We start from the raw sequence: 16,214 nt of genomic DNA, 5'->3' as shown, positions 1-16,214 counted from the left end.
GTCAGCCTCCGATCCGGGTGCGCAGCCGCCGGGCCGCGACCGGGTCCGGGCAGCCGCTGAGGATGAGGGCGTCGCGCAGCTCGGCGGCGAGCAGCGCCAGGGCGGCCTCGGCGCCGGCCCGGCCGCCGGCGGCGAGCGCCCAGAGCAGCGGCCGGCCGACCAGCACACCGGTGGCGCCGAGGGCGAGCGCCCGCAGCACGTCGGTGCCGCTGCGGATGCCGCTGTCCAGCATCACCGCGCACCGCTCCGCCACCGCGTCGACGACCTCCGGCAGCACGGTGGCGGTGGCCGGGGCGGCGTCGAGCTGCCGGCCGCCGTGGTTGGAGACCACCACCGCGTCCACGCCGGCGTCCGCCGCGCGGACCGCGTCGCGCGCGTCCAGGATGCCCTTGACCAGCAACGGCACCGGGGTACGCGCCCGCAGCCAGGCCAGGTCGGCCCAGCCCAGCGCCGGGGCGAAGACCGCGCCGGTGTGCGCCTGCACCGCGGACACGCCGGGAGTGCCCTGGTGGGCCAGGTCGTCCCGGTCGCCGGGCAGGTTGGCGGCGGTGACGTGCGGCGGCAGCGCGAAGCCGTTGCGGGCGTCGCGCAGCCGGCGGCCGAGCACCGGCACGTCCACGGTCACCATCAGCGCGGCGCAGCCGGCGGCCGCCGCCCGGTCCAGCAGATCGGCGACCAGACCCCGGTCGCGCAGCCAGTAGAGCTGGAACCAGACCGTCGCGCCGGTGGCGGCGATCTCCTCGATCGGCGTGCTGGACAGCGTGCTGGCCACGTAGGGCACGCCGGCCGCGCCGGCCGCCGCCGCGAGCGCCGGCTCGCCGTCGGGGTGCAGCAACCGCTGGTACGCCATCGGCGCGACCGCCACCGGCAGCGCGGCCGGGCCGCCCGGCAGCGCCGCCCCGGTGGACGGGTCGTCCACGCCGGCCAGCATCCGGGGCAGCACCGCCACCCGGTCCAGCGCGGCCCGGTTCGCGGCCAGCGCGGTCTCGGTGCCGCTGCCGCCGTCGACGAAGTCCCACACGTCGGCCGGCAGCGCCGACCGGGCCAACGCGGCGAAGTCGGCCAGGCTGACCGGCGGCACGAACCCCGGCGCCGGGTCGGCCACCCGGGGCGCCCCGCCCGTCGCCGCGCCGGGCGCCTCAGCCATGGGCGCCCACCCCCGCCGCGCTCCCGGCCGACGTCCCGCCCGCCGGCGGAGCGGCCGGGTCGGGGCCGAACCGCTCGCGCAGGAACGCGGCGGCCCGTTCCTGGGCCTCGCGACCGGCGTCGAACACGCCCGGCATGGCGAAGAAGCCGTGCACCATGCCCGGGTAGTCGGCCGTCTCGGTGGGCACGCCGGCCTCCCGCAGCCGCTCGGCGTACCGCCGGCCCTCGGCGCGCAGCGGATCGTGCCCGGCGGTGACCACGAGCGCCGGGGGCAGTCCGGACAGGTTCTCGGCGAGCAGCGGCGAGGCGAGCGGGTGGGCCGCGTCGCCGGGGTCGGCGAGGTAGTGGTCCCGGTACCACCGCACCGAGTGCCGGTTGAACAGCAGCGGGTCCTCGTCGTCGGTCGGGCGCTCGCCGGGGCGTTGGTCGGTGTTCGGGTAGACCAGCACCTGGGCGGCGAGCCGGGGACCACCGTCGGCGCGGGCCAGCAGCGTCACCGCGGCGGCCAGGTTGCCGCCGGCGCTGTCGCCGCCGACCGCGAGGCGGTCCGGGTCGACGCGGAACTCGTCGGCCCGCGCGGCGACGTGGCGCAGCCCGGCGTGGCAGTCCTCCACCGCGGCCGGGAACGGGTGTTCCGGGGCGAGCCGGTAGCCGACGGTCACGGTCTGGCAGCCGGCCAGGTTGACCAGGCGGCGGCAGATCCCGTCGGCGGTGTCCACGCTGCCGAGCGTCCAGCCACCGCCGAAGAACCAGACCAGCGTGGGCAGCGGGCCGTCGCCGGGCGGCCGGTGGATCCGCACCGGCAGCGGCCCGCCCGGGCCGGGCACCTGCGTGTCGCGTACCTCGGCGACGGGCTCGACCGCGCCGGAGCCGGCGCGGATCGCGGCGAGGTCGGCGGCGCGGGCCTCGGCGAGGGTCTGGGTGTAGAGCGGCGCGGCGCCGGTGGCGGCGCGCGCGGCCCGCCACGCGAGGACCTGCGGGTCGAGCGTCATCCGGCCTCCCCGGTGGTGACGAAGAGCTTGTCGATGCCGCGCAGGAAGAGACTCCCGCTGTAGGTGTAGGGCTGGGTGACGGCGAGGCGGGGGAACCGGGCGAACAGCCGGGGCAGCGCGATCCGTCCCTCCAGCCGGGACACCGCCGAGCCGAGGCAGAAGTGCAGTCCGACGCCGAACGCCAGCGACGGCGGGCCGTCGCGGCGCGGATCGAAGCGGTCCGGGTCGGGGAACCGGGCCGGGTCGCGGTTGGCGGCGGCGATCAGCAGCAGCACGTTGTCGTCGCGCGCGACCGGGACGCCGTCCACGTCGGCGTCGGCGGGCGCGGAGCGGGCCAGGAAGTGCACCGGACTCTCCATCCGCAGCACCTCGTCCACGCAGCCGCGGGCCAGCGCGTCGTCGCCGGGCAGCGCGGCGGTCACCTCGGGGTGGTCCAGCAGCAGCGGCAGCCCGTTGCTGAACATGTAGACGGTGGTGACGAAGCTGGCGTTGAACAGCACGATCAGGTTGCTGATCAACTCGTCCTCGGTGAGGTCGACGTCGCCCGCGTCGAGCACCTCGACCAGCCCGCTGATCAGGTCGGTGGCGGGTGAGCGGCGCCGGTGGGCGATCAGGTCCCGGTAGTAGACCCGCAGCTCCTCGGCGGCCTGGTTGGCCCGGGCCAGCCGCTCCGGCGTCTTGCCGGAGACGTCCATGTACTCGTCGATCCAGTCGACCCGCTGCCGGTACCAGGCCAGGTCCGCCGCCGGCAGGCCGACGAACTCGGCCATCACCAGGGCCGGGACCGGGTACGCGAAGTCGGCGACGAAGTCGACCTCCGCGCCGTGCCCGCCGGCCTCGGCCATCCGGTCCAGCCGCTCCTCCACGATCCGCACCACCACCGGCTCCAGCGCGCCGAGCCGACGCGGCGTGAAGGTCTTCGCGAAGACGCCCCGCATCCGGGTGTGGTCCGGCGGGTTGACGAACATCATCGAGGTGAGGAAGGTGCGCAGGATCTCCTGCTCCTCCCAGCCCGGCGGGAGGCCCTTGTACCAGTCGGGATCGCGCAGGATCCGGTCCACCACGTCGTAGCCGCCGGCGACGGCGGTCACGGTGCTGTGCTCGGCCCGGACGGGAATGTGGTTGATCGGCCCGTGCGCGTGCAGGGCCGCGTAGAAGGGATAGGGGTTCTGCCGGCCCTGCTCGCTGTACAGGCCGGTGAGGATCTCGCTGACGTCCACGGCGGTCGTTCCTCCCCAGGAAAGGCGGCGGGGGCGGCCGCCGTGCCGACGCCGCCCCCGCCCGGTGTCACAGCCCGAGCAGCCGCAACGGGACGGCGTTCGCCATCGCCCGCGCGCCCGCGTCGTTCGGGTGGATGTGGTCCCCGGCGTCGTACGCCGGCAGCAGCCGGCTCGGCCGCGCCGGGTCCCGCAGCACGGCGTCGAAGTCGAGCACGCCGTCGAACTCGGCCCGCCCGGCACCACGCAGCCAGGCGTTGACCGCGTTGCGGGTGGCGTCCTTCTCCTCGGTCCACACCCCCGGCCCGCCGTTGCCCTCGTACGGCGTGATCGTGCCGACCAGGCTGGTCAGGCCGCGGGCCTTGACCTGCTGGTTGAGCTGCCGTAGCGAGGCGATGATCGCCTCCGCGCTGTCGCCGCTCATCCAGATGTCGTTGATGCCCAGGTGGGTGATGACGGTGCGCACCCCGGTCTGCGGGAACACGTCCTCGTTGAGCCGGGCCAACGCGTTCGGGCCCAGCTCGTAGTAGCCGGGGAAGCCGCCCGCGCCGGGCTCGGTGCCCTCGTGGTTGAGCCGGTTGCCGGCCAGGCTGAGGTTGAGCACACCCGGGGTGCGGACCTCCGGGCGGGCGTCGATCAGGCGCTCGGCGAGCAGGTCCGGCCACCGCTGGTCGGCGTTGACCGTGCTGCCGTTGCCGTCGCCGATGGAGTCGCCGAGCACCACCACCGAGCCCGGGGTGGTCCGCCGCTCGACGTCGATGCCGGAGAGGAACATCCAGCAGCAGTTGGGCTTGATGGTGAATCCGGCGCCGCCCGGGGTCGTGGTCAGGTCGGTCGCGCCGATGAAGTTGGTGACCCGGGACTGGCCGTGGAACGTGACCGGGCCGGTGAGCACCGGGAAGTACAGGGTGACCACCAGGTCCTCCTGCTCGGCCACCGGATAGGGCAGCGGGTCGCTGAGCAGTTCCGCGCCCTTGTTGATGGTCGCCGACGTGCCGCCGGAGAACCGCAGCTCGCGGACGCTGGCCGGGTCGACGTCGGACAGGTCGTCGGTGGTGGCGGTGTTCGGCCGGGCGATCGTCGCGTGGCCCACCTTCACCGCCTGCTCGCCGTAGAGGTTGGTGAGCCGGACCCGCAGCCGGGGACCGCCCACCGTGGTCTGCACGGTCATCCGGATGCTCTGGTCGTTCAGGCCGGTGTTGGTCAGCCCCACGGTGTTCCCGCGGGTCACCGCCGCGGCCCAGCTCCCGGCCCACTCCGCGCGCCCGTGCCCGGCGCGGTCGGTGTCGGTGGGACCGGCGCTCGCGGTGACCGCCGGGGTACCGGCGAGCAGCAGCGTTGCGGCGGAAGCTATGACGTGCCATCTCTTCGGGGTCGGCATCGATCCTCCATGGTCGGCAGCCCCGGGCGTGGCGCGGTCGGCGCCACCGCCCGGTCGATGGACGGGAAACTAGCCGTCTGCGATGACGAGCGTCAATCAACCTGATCGACCTGATCAAATGCCCGGGGGGCGCGAGCCGACGCCGATCGGCTCTGTCCGCCGTGGACCGCCGATGCCTAGGCTCGGAACCGGCGGCGGTGCGGTCGCCGACCCTGGCACCTGCCGTCGTATCCCGGCTCCGACCTGCCCGGACGCCGTTCGCGGACCACGATGGGGGCTGCCATGACCGACCGCCCGAACTACGTGCACGAGGCGCTGGACCTGTTCGCCGGATTCGGTGACCGGGAGGCGCTGGTCGCGGGTGACCGCCGGCTGACCTACACCCAGGTCGCCGCCGAGGTGCGCGCCCTGGCCGCCGCGCTGCGCCGGCACGGCGTACGGCCGGGCGCGGCGGTGCTGGTGATGCTCGGCAACACGCTCGAGGGGCCGCTGCTGCAACTCGCGCTGCACCTGCTCGGCTGCCGCAGCATGTGGATCGCCCCGGTCACCTCCCGCCGCGAGATCGACGAGTTCGTCGCGCTGGCCGAACCGGAGGTCTTCGTGCACGACCCGCGCGACCCGCTGGGCGGGCAACTCGCCGCGGGCCTGGCCGGCGTACCGGTGCTCTGCCTCGGGCCGGGCGGCGCCGGGCCGGACCTGACCGCCGGCGGCGCGGAGCCGGCGGCGCCGCCGCCGGCCGACGTGCCCGCGCCGGAGTCGTTCCTGCAGACCAGCGGCACCACCGGCACGCCGAAGCTGGTGCACCACCGGGAGAGCTTCTACCGGCAGGTGCTCGCGCTGGCCGCCGACTTCCGGGGCGCCGGGTTCCCGCTGCTGCGACACCTGTCGCACTCGCCGATGTGGCTGGCCAGCGGCCAGATCACCACGTTGTTCAACCTGTTCACCGGCGGGGTGCTGTTCCTGCGCGAGCGGTGGGACCCGGCCGCGTTCGTCGCCACCGTGGACGCCGAACGGCTCACCTCCACGTTCGTCACCCCGCCGATGCTCTACGAGGTGCTCGACCACCCCGACCTGCCGGGCGCCGACTTCTCCGCGATGTTCATGTTCAACGTGGGCGCCGGGCCGGCCGCGCCGGCCCGGCTGCGTCAGGCGATCGCCCGGTTCGGCCCGTGCCTGCGGATCGTCTACGGCCTCAGCGAGGCGGTGGTCATCTGCGCGCTGCCGGGGCTCACCGAGGACCCGGAGCATCCGGAGCGGCTGCGGTCCTGCGGCCGGCCGTACGGGGACGTGACGGTGCAGATCCGCGACGCCGACGGGCGGGTGCTGCCGGCCGACGTCGACGGCGAGGTGTGGGTGCGCACGAAGCTCAGCTTCGCCGGCTACCACGGGCAGCCCGAGCTGACCGCCGAGTCGCTCGTCGACGGCTGGGTGCGCACCCGCGACATCGGCCACCTCGACGCCGACGGGTTCCTCTACCTGGTCGACCGGCTGCAGGACCGGATCCTCACCCGGCAGCGCAGCTGGCCGATCTACTCCCGCCCGATCGAGGACGTGCTCGCCGGCCACCCCGAGGTCCGCGCCGCCGCGGTGATCGGCGTGCCGGACCCGGTGGCCGGAGAACTGCCCCACGCGTACGTGGTGCCCGCGCCGGACGCGACCGTCACCGGCGACGAGCTGATCGCGTTGGTGACCCGGGAACTGAGCGGGACGTGGGCGCCGGGCGCGGTGGAGTTCGTCGACGCACTGCCGCTGAACCGGTCCGCGAAGGTCGACAAACGGGCGTTGCGGGCCTGGTACGCCGCCGCGCACCCGGCCGACAGCGACGCGGTGGGGACCTCGGCGTGAACCCGCGCCGGGAGTTGTACACCCTGGTCGGCGCCGACCTGCTGTCCAACCTCGGCACCCGGATCTCGGTGGTCGCCATCCCCTGGCTGGTGCTGGAGACCACCGGCAGCCCGACCCGGATGGGCCTGGTCGCGGCCGCGGAGACGCTGCCGTACATGCTCTCCAGCGCGCTGGCCACCCCGTGGGCGGACCGGTTCGGGGTACGCCGTACCTCCGTCGTCGTGGACGCCGCGAGCGCCGCCGCGATGGCGGTGGTGGCGTTGGCGCCCTGGCTGGGGTTCGGCACGCTGCTGGTGCTGGTGGCCATCGCGGGCGGGCTGCGCGGCATCGGCGACCGGGTCAAGCACGTGCTGTTCAAACCGGCCGCGGAGCGGGCCGGGGTGCCGCTGATCCGCCTCACCTCCGCCTACGACGGGCTGGCCCGGGGGATGACGCTGTTCGGCGCGGTGCTGGGCGGTCTGCTCATCGACTGGGTGGGGCTGACCCGGGCGATCTGGATCGACGCGGCCACGTTCGCGGTGTGCGCGCTGCTGATCGGGCTCCTGGTCCGGCCGCCGGCGCCGGCGCACCCGGCGCCCCGGGAGCGTTACCTGCGGGCGCTGCGCGGCGGCTTCGCGTACCTGCGCACCGACCGGACGCTGCTGACCATGCTGATCGTGGTGTCGGCGTCCAACATGTTCGCCAACGCCAGCGTCGCGGTCTGGATTCCGCTCTGGGTGAGCGAGGTGCTCGGCGACCCGGCCGGGTTCGGGCTGCTGCTGGGGGTGTTCTCCGCCGGCGCGCTGCTGGGCAACCTGCTGTTCACCGTGCTCGGCACGCGGTTGCCGGGGCAGGCCGTGTTCGCGCTGGGGCTGGCGCTCAGCGGCACGCCCCGGCTGCTCGCCCTGGCGCTCAGCGACGACCTGGTCGTGGTGCTGGTGGTGACGTTCCTGTCCGGCATCGGGATCGCGGCGGTGAACCCGCTGCTCGGCGCGGCGCTCTACCAGCGGGTGCCGGAGACGTTGCAGACCCGGGTGCTGGGCATCTCCGGCTCGGTGGCCTTTCTCGGCCTTCCGGTGGGCGCGTTGCTCGGCGGCTGGTCGGTGGCGGTGCTCGGGCTGCACCGGGCGCTGCTGGTGATGGCGGTGGCCTGCCTGGTGCTCACCGTGGTGCCGCTGCTGTTCACCCGCTCGTCGACCGACCGCCCGGCGTCGGAGCCGGTCGCGGCGACGCCGGCCTGACCGGCGGTGTCGGTGGGTGGGCGTAGGGTCGGCCCATGGCGAGCTGGGACGACGTCCGGCGGGTCGCGCTGGCCCTGCCCGAGACCACCGAGCGCGGGTCCTACGACGACCTGCCGGCCTGGCGGGTGCGCGACAAGATGTTCGCCTGGGAACGGCCGCTGCGCCGCGCCGACCTCGACGCGCTCGGCGACGCCGCCCCCGACGGGCCGATCCTCGCCGCCCGGGTGCCCGACCTGGGCGCCAAGGAGGCGCTGCTCGCCGACGACCCGGCGGTCTACTTCACCGTGCCCCACCTCGACGGCTATCCAGCGGTGCTGGTGCGGCTCGACCGGATCGGGGCGGTCGAGCTGACCGAGCTGCTCACCGAGGCGTGGTATGCCCGCGCCCCGAAGCGGCTCGCCGCCGCGCACCGGGCCGGCGCCTGACGGTCTTCCTCCGGCGCGTCGGCTCGGCTAGCCTGCCGGGCATGCCATCGACGCTGACCGAGGCAACGGACCCGTGGTGCCTGCGCCCCGGTGAGGCCGGCGAGCTGTTACGCGGGCATCCGTGGCACCGGTTCGTGGTGCTGGGCGACAGCGTCGCGGAAGGGCTCTGCGAGCCGGTCGACGGCTACCCGGACGTCCAGTGGGCCGACCGGATCGCGGCCGAGCTACGCGGGGTGCGGCCCGATCTGGCATACCTGAACCTGGGTCGGCGTGGGCTGCGCGCGCACGAGGTACGGGCCACCCAACTGACCGACGCGCTGGCCTTCGGCCCGGACCTGGCGCTGGTGGTGTGCGGCGGCAACGACGCGTTCCGGCCCGGCTACGACCCGGACGCGGTCGACGCCGAGCTGTCCGCGATGGTCACCGCGTTGCGCGACGCCGGGGCGGACGTGATCACGGTGGGCATGTTCGACGTGTCGCACAGCCCGGCCGTGCCGGACGCGCTGCGGGCCGGCCTGGGCGAGCGGATGCGCCGGCTGTCCACGCACACCCGCGCGGTGGCGCAGCGCCTCGGCACATTGCACGTGCACCTGACCGACCACCCGCTGGTCGCGGACCCGTCGCTCTACAGCGGCGACGGCCGGCACGGCAGCGCCCGCAGCGACGCGATCGCGACCGCCGAGACGCTGCGCGTCCTCGCCACCCGCGAGACCTCCCGGCCACCCGCCGGCGACGATCTCCGGCACGGACCGGCCCCCGCCACATAGCCGGCCACACCGGCCCGGCCCGACGCCGTCCGCGGCGCGGCTCTGCGCGCCGGGCGGGTCCGGACGTGAGCGGCCCAGGCGTGCCGCTCAGGCGGCGCGGCTCAGGCGTGCGGCACACGGCGCGGCTCAGGCGTGCGGCTCACGGCGCGGTCGGGCCGGCGACTCCGGCACGGGCCGGGTTCGCGCGAGCACACGCGCCGGGCCCGACAGGGCTGGACGACTCCCGGAGCCTGTGGCGGAGGCCGATCACCTGCGAGGGCCTTTCGAGCTGATATCACCAACGACTCACCGACGCCGTCTCCGGGATCCGCCCCGTGGCCGCACGCTCTGAGTCGTTTCTGATATCAGCTCGGAAGGCAGCGGAAATGCATCGCGCTGCCCGACGCGAACGCCACCACGGAGACCGGACACGACCAGGCGCGGTCGGGCACACCAGGAACCGTCCCTCGAAAGACAGTCGAAGACGCATCACGCCGCCCCACCCGAACGCCACCACCGACACCGGACACGACCGGGCGCGGTCAGGCACCACCAGGAACACCACCGACGCCGGACACGGCCCAGGCACGGTCGGGCACACCGGGAACCGCCCGTCGGTGGCCGGCAGGGGAACTCAGGGCCGGTCGGCGGTCAGGAGGCCGGTGAGCAGCGCGCGCAGCGTGCGGGCGAACAGGTCGTCCCCGGGCGGCGGGGCCGGCGAGGGGGCGGCGAACGCCGCCGCCAGGTGCGGGTGGTCCGCCAGGTCGACGTGGTCGAACGTCACCGTGCCGGTGGCCGCCGCGCTGCGGGCGAAGAGCGAGACCACGCCGGTGACCATGGCGATCGCCTCGAACTTCGCGGCGACGCCGGCCGGGACCGGCGCCAGGATGCGCAGACAGGCGTCGAAGTAGGCGAGCGTGTTCGGCCCGGGCACCGCCCGTCGGGAGAGCGCGTCCGGCAGCCACGGGTGGCGACGGTGCAGCGCGAGTTGGCGGCGGGCCAGCAGGAGGAACTGGTCGGTCCAGCTCCCGTCGTCGGTCGGGTACGGCCGCAACTCTCCCACGCACCGGTCGACCATCAGGTCCAGCAGGTCGTCGCGGGAGGACAGGTGCCGGTAGAGCGAGCCGGCGGCCATGCCGAGCGCGCCGGCCACCGCCCGCATCGACACGGCGCCCAGCCCGTCGGCGTCGGCCAGCGCGACCGCGGCGGCGGCGATCTCGTCCCGGCCGTGCGTCGGGGTCGGGCCGCGGGTGCCGCGCCGGGGCCGGGCCCAGATCGACCCTCCGGTGGATGCGTCGCTCACCCTCCCACTGTAAACTGCAAACGTCGTTCGCAGTTTGAGGGGTCGGAGAGGGGACAGTCATGCACCGGATCACGGCGCCGGACGGCGCGGGCATCGTCGTGCACTCCACGGGCACCGGGCCGGGGCTCGTGGTGGTGCACGGCGGCGGGGTGACGATCGCGGAGTACCGTCGCCTCGCCGCCCGGCTCGCCGACCGGTTCACCGTGCACCTGTACAACCGGCGGGGTCGGGCGGACGCGCCGCCACGGCGTGAGCCGTACACGGTGGAGCAGGAGATCGACGACCTCGGCGCGGTGCTCGCGCACACTGGCACCCACTGGGCGATCGGGCACAGCTACGGCGCGTTCGTGGTGCTGCGCGCCGCGCTGCGGCTGCCGCTGGAGCGGATCGCGGTCTACGACGCCCCGCTGCGACTCGACGGCCACGGCATGTCGACGGCGTTCCTGGATCCGGCCGAGGCCGCCGTCCGGGCCGGCGACACCGCCCGCGCCCTGGCGATCGTGGCCGCCGCCGTCAACCCGCAGTCCGCCGCGTCCCGGCTTCCGCTGGCGGTGCGCACGGCCCTCACCCGTGCGTTCCTGCGCACCGAGGTCGGCCGGACGATGGGTTCGCTGGTGGGCATGACGCTCGTCGAGTCACGCCAGATCGTGGCCCACGAGGGGCCGGCCGAGCAGTACGCCGGCATCACCGCCGAGACGCTGCTGATCAGCGGAGCCAAGGCCGCACCGTTCTTCACCGAGACCAACGACCTCCTTGCCACCGTCCTCCCCCGGGCCCGCACGCTGCGCGTTCCCGGCAGCCCGCACAACGGCATCGCCGTCGCCCCGCCGGCCCTCACCACCCCGCTGGCCGCCTTCTTCACCACCCCGGCCGCCGGCGGGGTCAGTCGGTGAGGAGGACGCCGGTCATGAGGACACCCCGGGCCAGGTTGAGCACACCCTCGCAGCCGGGATAGCCGACCCGGGCCAGCGCGCCGGAGCCGGTGCGCCCGAACAGGTAGGGGGCGAGGCTCCAGGGCACCTCGGCGCTGACCGTCTCCCCGGTCTCGATCTGCACGAAGTCCATCGCCACCCGGTCCGCCTCGTGATAGCGCTGCAGGATGTTGCCGCCCGCGTCGATCGCGGCGCGCACCCCGTCCTCCCAGGCCACCGCGCTCATCTCCCGGCCAATCAGCACCCCGTGCCCGGCCGAGCCGCCGGCCGGCTTGGCGACCAGGTCGGCCTGCCCGGCCAGCGCCCGGTCGAGCTGGTCGGCGGTGAGCGCGACGGTGTGCGGCACGTACCGGCGGATCAACGCCCGGTCGGGCTCCGGCAGCAGGTCGAGGTCGGCCCAGAGCCAGGCGTAATTGAGCTTGTTGCTGAGCAGCCAGGCCGCGCTGCTGACGAACATCGGCAGCGTCCCGGCGGCCAGCGCGCCGGCCACCGCGTCCAGGCCGGCGCTGGGCGTGACCCGGTTCGGCACGAACAACCGGAACAGCGCGTCCACCGGCGCGCCGCCGACGACGAGCCGACTCTCCTCGTCCAGCGTGGCGGTGGCGAGCGGGGCGATGACCAGGTCGATGCCGAACGGCCGGGCCTGGTCGACCAGCGGCGAGAGGATCCGGATGAACGTCTCCGGATCGTCCAGCCCGGGATAGTCCGCCTCGAAGTCCATCAGCAGCGCCACCCGGGCGCCCTCGGGCAGGCCGAGCGTGTCCCGGATCGCCACGAACCGCTGGTCCAGCAGGGACGGCGCAGGCCGCAGGCCGTCGAGCAGGTCGCGCGAGCGGTACAGCTCCGCGTAGCGCTGGATCACCGTGTCGGCGTCGAAGCCGCCGCCGAGGCTGCTGTCGATGTTGTACTCCACGATGCACGGCACGCCGCCGGAGAAGAGCACGTCCGGGCGGTACGCGGCGAGCAGCCCGTCGTGCAGCGCCTCGTCCGGGTCGAGCAGGCGGGTCTCCCCCTCCGGCACGTCGAGCAGCCGGCGCAGCTCACCGGCGGTGCCGGCGCGGCGCCGGCACGCCTCCAGGATGAGCTGGGCGATCCGGTCGCAGACCTCGTTCAGCTCACCGAACGCGTCCGCGGTGAGCACCGGCGGGCGGGCCAGCCGCCACTGCCTGTTGTAGGTGGCCCGGCCGTGGAAGATCTTCTCCCACGTCTCGGCGCCGGCCGCCACCATCGCCGCGCGGGTGGACTCGGGCAGGTCGGTCCACGCCTGGCCGAGCGGCGGCCACGGGTAGTTCGGGTCCATGGTTCATCCGTCCTTGAGGGTCAGTTGGATGGCGGCGGCGAGCTGGTCCCGGCCGGGCTGCACGGCCCGGTCCAGGGCCGGCGCGAACGGCAGCACGGCGCCGTCGGGCCGGGTGACCCGGCGGGGTGGCGCGGCCAGCCGGACCCGCTCGACCACCGTCGCGATGATCTCCCCGGCGATGCCGCAGGACCGGTTGCCGTCGTCGACGACGACCAGACGCCCGGTACGGGTCACCGAGTCCACCAGCCCGTCCCAGTCGAACGGGTACAGCGTGCGGGGGTCGAAGACCTCCACCGACGCCTGGTCGGCCAGCTCGTCGGCGACCGCGAGCGCGTCGTGCACCAGGTGCCCGACGGCGACCACGGTGACGTCGTCACCCGGCCGGCGGACCACGCCCCGGCCCAACGGCACCGGCGCGAGGTCGGTGACGTCCGCCCGCAGGTCGAGCGCGCCGGCCGGGGCGAAGACCACCACCGGGTCGTCGCAGCGGATCGCGGAGACCAGCAGGCCGTACGCGTCGGCCGGGGTGGCCGGCACCACGGTGGTCACCCCGACGTGGGCGAACAGCGCGTACGGGTGGTCGGAGTGCTGCCCGGCCCAGCCGGTACGGGAGCCGGAGCCGGGCACCAGGTAGGTGACCGGCACCGCGCACTGGCCGCCGGTCATCAGCGGGAACTTGTGCGCGTGGTTGACGATCTGCTCGAAGACCAGGAACAGCAACGACGGGATCTGGAACTCCACCACCGGGCGGGCCCCGGCCAGCGCCGCGCCGGTGGCGAAGCTGGTGAACGCCTGCTCGGACAGCGGTGTGTCGCGGACCCGGTCCGGGCCGAACCGCTTGAGCAGGCCGGTGGTGACGTTGGCGGCGGCCACCCGGATGTCCTCGCCGAGCACCACGACCGACTCGTCGCGGGTCATCTCGTCGGCGAGCGCCCGGGTGAGCGCCCTGCGGTAGGAGAGCCGGGGCATCAGCCACCTCCGGTCCGGGCGGTGAGCCCGCTGGCGTACAGGTGGTCCAGGGCGGTCGCCGGGTCGGGGTGCGGTCCGGCCAGCGCGAAGTCGACGGCCGCGTCGAGGACCGCCTCGACGGCGGCGTCGACGTCGGCGCGTACCGCCGGGGGCAGCCGGGCGCCCTGGATGTCGACCGGGTCCCGGGAACGCCCGGCCGCCACCTCCTCGGGCGGGCGGTAGTCGAGGCGTACCCGGTGTTCGAAGGTGTGGTGGGCGTCGAACCGGTGGGTGTGCGCCTCGATCAGCTCGGGGCCGCCGCCGGCGCGCATCCGCGCGACGGCGGCGGCGGTGACCTCGCGTACCGCCTCGGGGTCCTGCCCGTCGACGGCGGCCGCCGGCATGCCGAACGCGGCGGCCCGGCCGCCGATCGTGCCGGCGACCGCGCCGGCGACCGGCATGGTGGTGGCCCAGCCGTTGTTCTCGCAGACGAACAGCACCGGTATCCGCCAGAGCGCGGCCAGGTTGAACGCCTCCAGCAGCATGCCCTCGTTGACCGCGCCGTCGCCGAAGAACGTCGCGCCGACGATGTCGGCGCCGCGCCGCCGGCGCTCCCACACCGCACCGGTGAGGATCGCGCCGGCGGCCCCGACGATGGCGTTGGCGCCGAGCACACCGACGCCGAAGTCGGCGGCGTGCATCGACCCGCCCCGGCCCCGGTTGAGCCCGGTGACCCGGCCGCACAGCTCGGCCAGCATCCGGGCCGGGTCGGCACCCTTGGCCAGCACGTGCCCGTGCCCGCGGTGGGTACCGGTGACCAGGTCGTCGGCGGCGAGCGCCGCGCAGACCCCGGCGGCCACCCCCTCCTGCCCGAGGTACGGGTGGATGCCGCCGACGATCTCCCCGGAGTCGACCAGCTCGATCGCCCGCTCCTCGAAGCGGCGGATCAGCCGGACCGTCCGGTAGAGCCGGACCGGGTCGGAGTCGGTCACGCCGGACGGCCCTCCTTGATCGCGGCGAGGATGTCGTCCCAGAGGCGGGCGCGGGCGCTCAGCGCCGCGTTCACCGTGTCCGCGCACTCCTGCCACTTCGTGTCGTCGTCGCCGCACAGGTCGGCGAGCATCTGCATGGCCATCGGGGTGTGCTGCTCCCCGTCGACCTCGATGTGCCGCTCCAGGTAGTCGACGAACGTGTTCAACCGGTTGCTGCGCTCGTTGACGGCGACGACCTGGGTGAACATCTCCGGGATGAGGTCCTCCCGGCCGAACGCGAACGCAGCCGCCTGGCAGTGCACCGGGGTGGTCTCGATGATCCGCCAGGTGGTGCCGGCGAACGCCGCCGAGGGCGCGGGCACGCCGGCCGCGCCGAGCGCCTCGGTCACCGGCCGGCCGGCCCGCAGCAGCTCGACCAGCTTCTCCACCGCCGTGGTGTCCGCGCCGGCCTCGGTCATGCCCCGCACGTACAGCTCGAAGTGACTGATGTAGCCCTCGCCCAGCTCGTCGCTCTCCTCGACCATGACGATGTCGTTGATCAGACGGCGGCTGCCGGTCGGACCGGTCGGGATCCACGGCACGGTGACGCAGGTGAGTTGGCGCTGCAACGACTTCAACAGGGACATGAAGTCCCAGACCGCGAAGACGTGGTGCTCCATGAACGTGACCAGCGCGTCGTGGGTGTCCAGGTTGGCGTAGAGCGGGTGCTTGACCACCACGTCGCGGCGCTCGGTCACCGCCCGCTCCAGCCGCTCGATGCCCGGGTGCGTCCTACCCCAGTCGTACCGTGACATTGTCAGCCTCCCTGCTGGGCGCGGTCGCGCCAGATGACCGGGCAGTAATCGGGGTCCGCGTAGTCCGGCCGCCCCTCGTGGGTGCGGCGGACCAGCACGTCGTGGTTGTACGCGGCGAGCGTGCCGTCGGAGAGCGGATACTCCCGCCAGGCGTTGTCGCCGTCCTGCAGGTGCAGCGAGATCGCCCGCCGGGGGCGCCCGCTGACGTTCGCGCCGCTTCCGTGGTAGGTGCGGCAGTGGTGGAAGCTCATGTGTCCCTTGGGGATCACCATCGGGATCTTGCGGATCTCGGCGTGGTTGTGGGCCGCGTTCTCGGCGAGCATCGCCTCGAGCTGGCCGCGGTCCCGGTCGGCGAAGTGCCGGACCACGGTGTCGTCGGCGCCGATCTCCCGCCAGCGGTGCGAGCCGTCGACCATGGTGATGGTGCCCATCTCCTCGCCGCAGTCGTGGAACGGGATGAACGCGGTGAGCATGCGCTCCGACGACGAGGACGCCCAGTAGTGCTTGTCGAAGTGCCAGGGCACGATGTTGGACGGCTCGCCGGCGATCGGCGGCTTCCAGATCAGCGTCGACTGGAAGACCCGGATCTCGGCGGCCCGCGCGAGCCGGGCGGCGACCGCCCCGATCAGCGGCTTGCGCAGGATCCGGGCGATGCCGTCGTGCTCGTGGTGCACGTAGTCGTTGTGCCGCTGCACGTCGCCTTTGGCCGGCTCCCAGTAGGCGAGCTTCGGCGGGCGCACCGGCAGCCGCCGGTCGCGTTCCCCGGCGTAGTAGCGGTCGGTGGCGGCGACCAGCTCGTCCACCTCGTCGTCGGTGAGCAGCTTCTTCGACAGGTACCAGCCGTGCTCGGCGTAGTGCCGGACGTCGTCGTCGGAGGGCAGCAGCGCCTCCTCCTCGGCGGTCAGTCCGGGATCGATGGTGGTCATGCCGTGCCGGCCGGGCATGGCCTCACGGCCCTCGCTTCGCTCGGTGC

Annotated in this window: 15 protein-coding genes; 5 read left to right on the top strand and 10 right to left on the bottom strand. The window is 74.4% G+C overall.

The genetic code is table 11. The annotated features are described in order from the left end of the window. Position 1: 1 nt before the first annotated feature. The 4 genes from COO58_RS09160 to COO58_RS09145 form a co-directional block, all read right to left on the bottom strand. Positions 2–1,147 carry an alpha-hydroxy acid oxidase gene (locus tag COO58_RS09160; protein WP_245666368.1) on the bottom strand — a complete coding sequence of 382 codons (1,146 nt, stop codon included), beginning with the start codon at positions 1,145–1,147 and terminating at the stop codon, positions 2–4. After that, positions 1,140–2,138 carry an alpha/beta hydrolase gene (locus tag COO58_RS09155; protein ID WP_098744592.1) on the bottom strand — a complete coding sequence of 333 codons (999 nt, stop codon included), beginning with the start codon at positions 2,136–2,138 and terminating at the stop codon, positions 1,140–1,142. Before COO58_RS09155 ends, COO58_RS09160 begins: the two co-directional genes overlap by 8 nt. Continuing rightward, positions 2,135–3,358 carry a cytochrome P450 gene (locus COO58_RS09150; RefSeq protein ID WP_098744591.1) on the bottom strand — a complete coding sequence of 408 codons (1,224 nt, stop codon included), beginning with the start codon at positions 3,356–3,358 and terminating at the stop codon, positions 2,135–2,137. Before COO58_RS09150 ends, COO58_RS09155 begins: the two co-directional genes overlap by 4 nt. A 67-nt stretch (positions 3,359–3,425) precedes the next feature. Further along, positions 3,426–4,709, bottom strand: a complete 1,284-nt coding sequence (locus COO58_RS09145; protein WP_176558864.1) for an SGNH/GDSL hydrolase family protein — start codon at positions 4,707–4,709, stop codon at positions 3,426–3,428. A 309-nt stretch (positions 4,710–5,018) separates the two neighbouring features. On the opposite strand from COO58_RS09145, the gene COO58_RS09140 reads away from it, so the two are divergent. The 4 genes from COO58_RS09140 to COO58_RS09125 are packed head-to-tail and all read left to right on the top strand — an operon-like array spanning position 5,019 to position 8,993. Further along, on the top strand, positions 5,019–6,581 hold the full coding sequence (locus COO58_RS09140) for a class I adenylate-forming enzyme family protein (RefSeq protein ID WP_098744588.1): 1,563 nt from the start codon (positions 5,019–5,021) through the stop codon (positions 6,579–6,581). Next, entirely contained in the window at positions 6,578–7,801 is a 1,224-nt protein-coding gene (locus tag COO58_RS09135; RefSeq protein ID WP_098744586.1) for an MFS transporter, read from the top strand. The genes COO58_RS09140 and COO58_RS09135 overlap by 4 nt, the downstream gene beginning before the upstream one ends. 35 nt (positions 7,802–7,836) lie before the next feature. Continuing rightward, positions 7,837–8,226, top strand: coding sequence for an MmcQ/YjbR family DNA-binding protein (locus COO58_RS09130; protein WP_091574155.1), 390 nt, complete (start codon positions 7,837–7,839; stop codon positions 8,224–8,226). A 41-nt stretch (positions 8,227–8,267) separates the two neighbouring features. Beyond that, entirely contained in the window at positions 8,268–8,993 is a 726-nt protein-coding gene (locus tag COO58_RS09125) for an SGNH/GDSL hydrolase family protein (RefSeq protein WP_098744584.1), read from the top strand. 613 nt (positions 8,994–9,606) lie between these two features. On the opposite strand, the gene COO58_RS09120 is transcribed toward COO58_RS09125, so the two are convergent. After that, positions 9,607–10,275 carry a TetR/AcrR family transcriptional regulator gene (locus COO58_RS09120; protein ID WP_098744583.1) on the bottom strand — a complete coding sequence of 223 codons (669 nt, stop codon included), beginning with the start codon at positions 10,273–10,275 and terminating at the stop codon, positions 9,607–9,609. A gap of 59 nt (positions 10,276–10,334) precedes the next feature. On the opposite strand from COO58_RS09120, the gene COO58_RS09115 reads away from it, so the two are divergent. Beyond that, the gene (locus COO58_RS09115) at positions 10,335–11,168 is read left to right on the top strand and encodes an alpha/beta fold hydrolase (protein WP_091574152.1); all 834 of its coding nucleotides are present in this window, start codon (positions 10,335–10,337) and stop codon (positions 11,166–11,168) included. Here the strand turns inward: COO58_RS09115 and COO58_RS09110 are convergent. The 5 genes from COO58_RS09110 to COO58_RS09090 are packed head-to-tail and all read right to left on the bottom strand — an operon-like array spanning position 11,158 to position 16,167. Beyond that, a complete protein-coding gene (locus COO58_RS09110) occupies positions 11,158–12,507 on the bottom strand; it encodes a hypothetical protein (protein WP_091574151.1) in 1,350 nt (449 codons plus the stop codon). The genes COO58_RS09115 and COO58_RS09110 overlap by 11 nt on opposite strands. A 3-nt stretch (positions 12,508–12,510) precedes the next feature. Then, positions 12,511–13,476, bottom strand: coding sequence for an alpha-ketoacid dehydrogenase subunit beta (locus COO58_RS09105; RefSeq protein ID WP_091574150.1), 966 nt, complete (start codon positions 13,474–13,476; stop codon positions 12,511–12,513). Further along, on the bottom strand, positions 13,476–14,447 hold the full coding sequence (locus tag COO58_RS09100; RefSeq protein WP_091574149.1) for a thiamine pyrophosphate-dependent dehydrogenase E1 component subunit alpha: 972 nt from the start codon (positions 14,445–14,447) through the stop codon (positions 13,476–13,478). Before COO58_RS09100 ends, COO58_RS09105 begins: the two co-directional genes overlap by 1 nt. Then, the gene (locus COO58_RS09095; RefSeq protein WP_098744581.1) at positions 14,444–15,241 is read right to left on the bottom strand and encodes a DUF3050 domain-containing protein; all 798 of its coding nucleotides are present in this window, start codon (positions 15,239–15,241) and stop codon (positions 14,444–14,446) included. The genes COO58_RS09100 and COO58_RS09095 overlap by 4 nt, the downstream gene beginning before the upstream one ends. Before the next feature lie 2 nt (positions 15,242–15,243). Further along, on the bottom strand, positions 15,244–16,167 hold the full coding sequence (locus COO58_RS09090) for a phytanoyl-CoA dioxygenase family protein (protein WP_091577522.1): 924 nt from the start codon (positions 16,165–16,167) through the stop codon (positions 15,244–15,246). Positions 16,168–16,214: the final 47 nt, after the last annotated feature.

The sequence above is a fragment of the Micromonospora sp. WMMA1996 genome (assembly GCF_002573675.1).
GTDB classification, from domain to species: Bacteria; Actinomycetota; Actinomycetes; order Mycobacteriales; family Micromonosporaceae; genus Micromonospora; species Micromonospora sediminicola.
The sequence above is the reverse complement of the archived record's forward strand: the minus strand, read 5'-3'. Positions and strand labels throughout refer to the sequence as shown.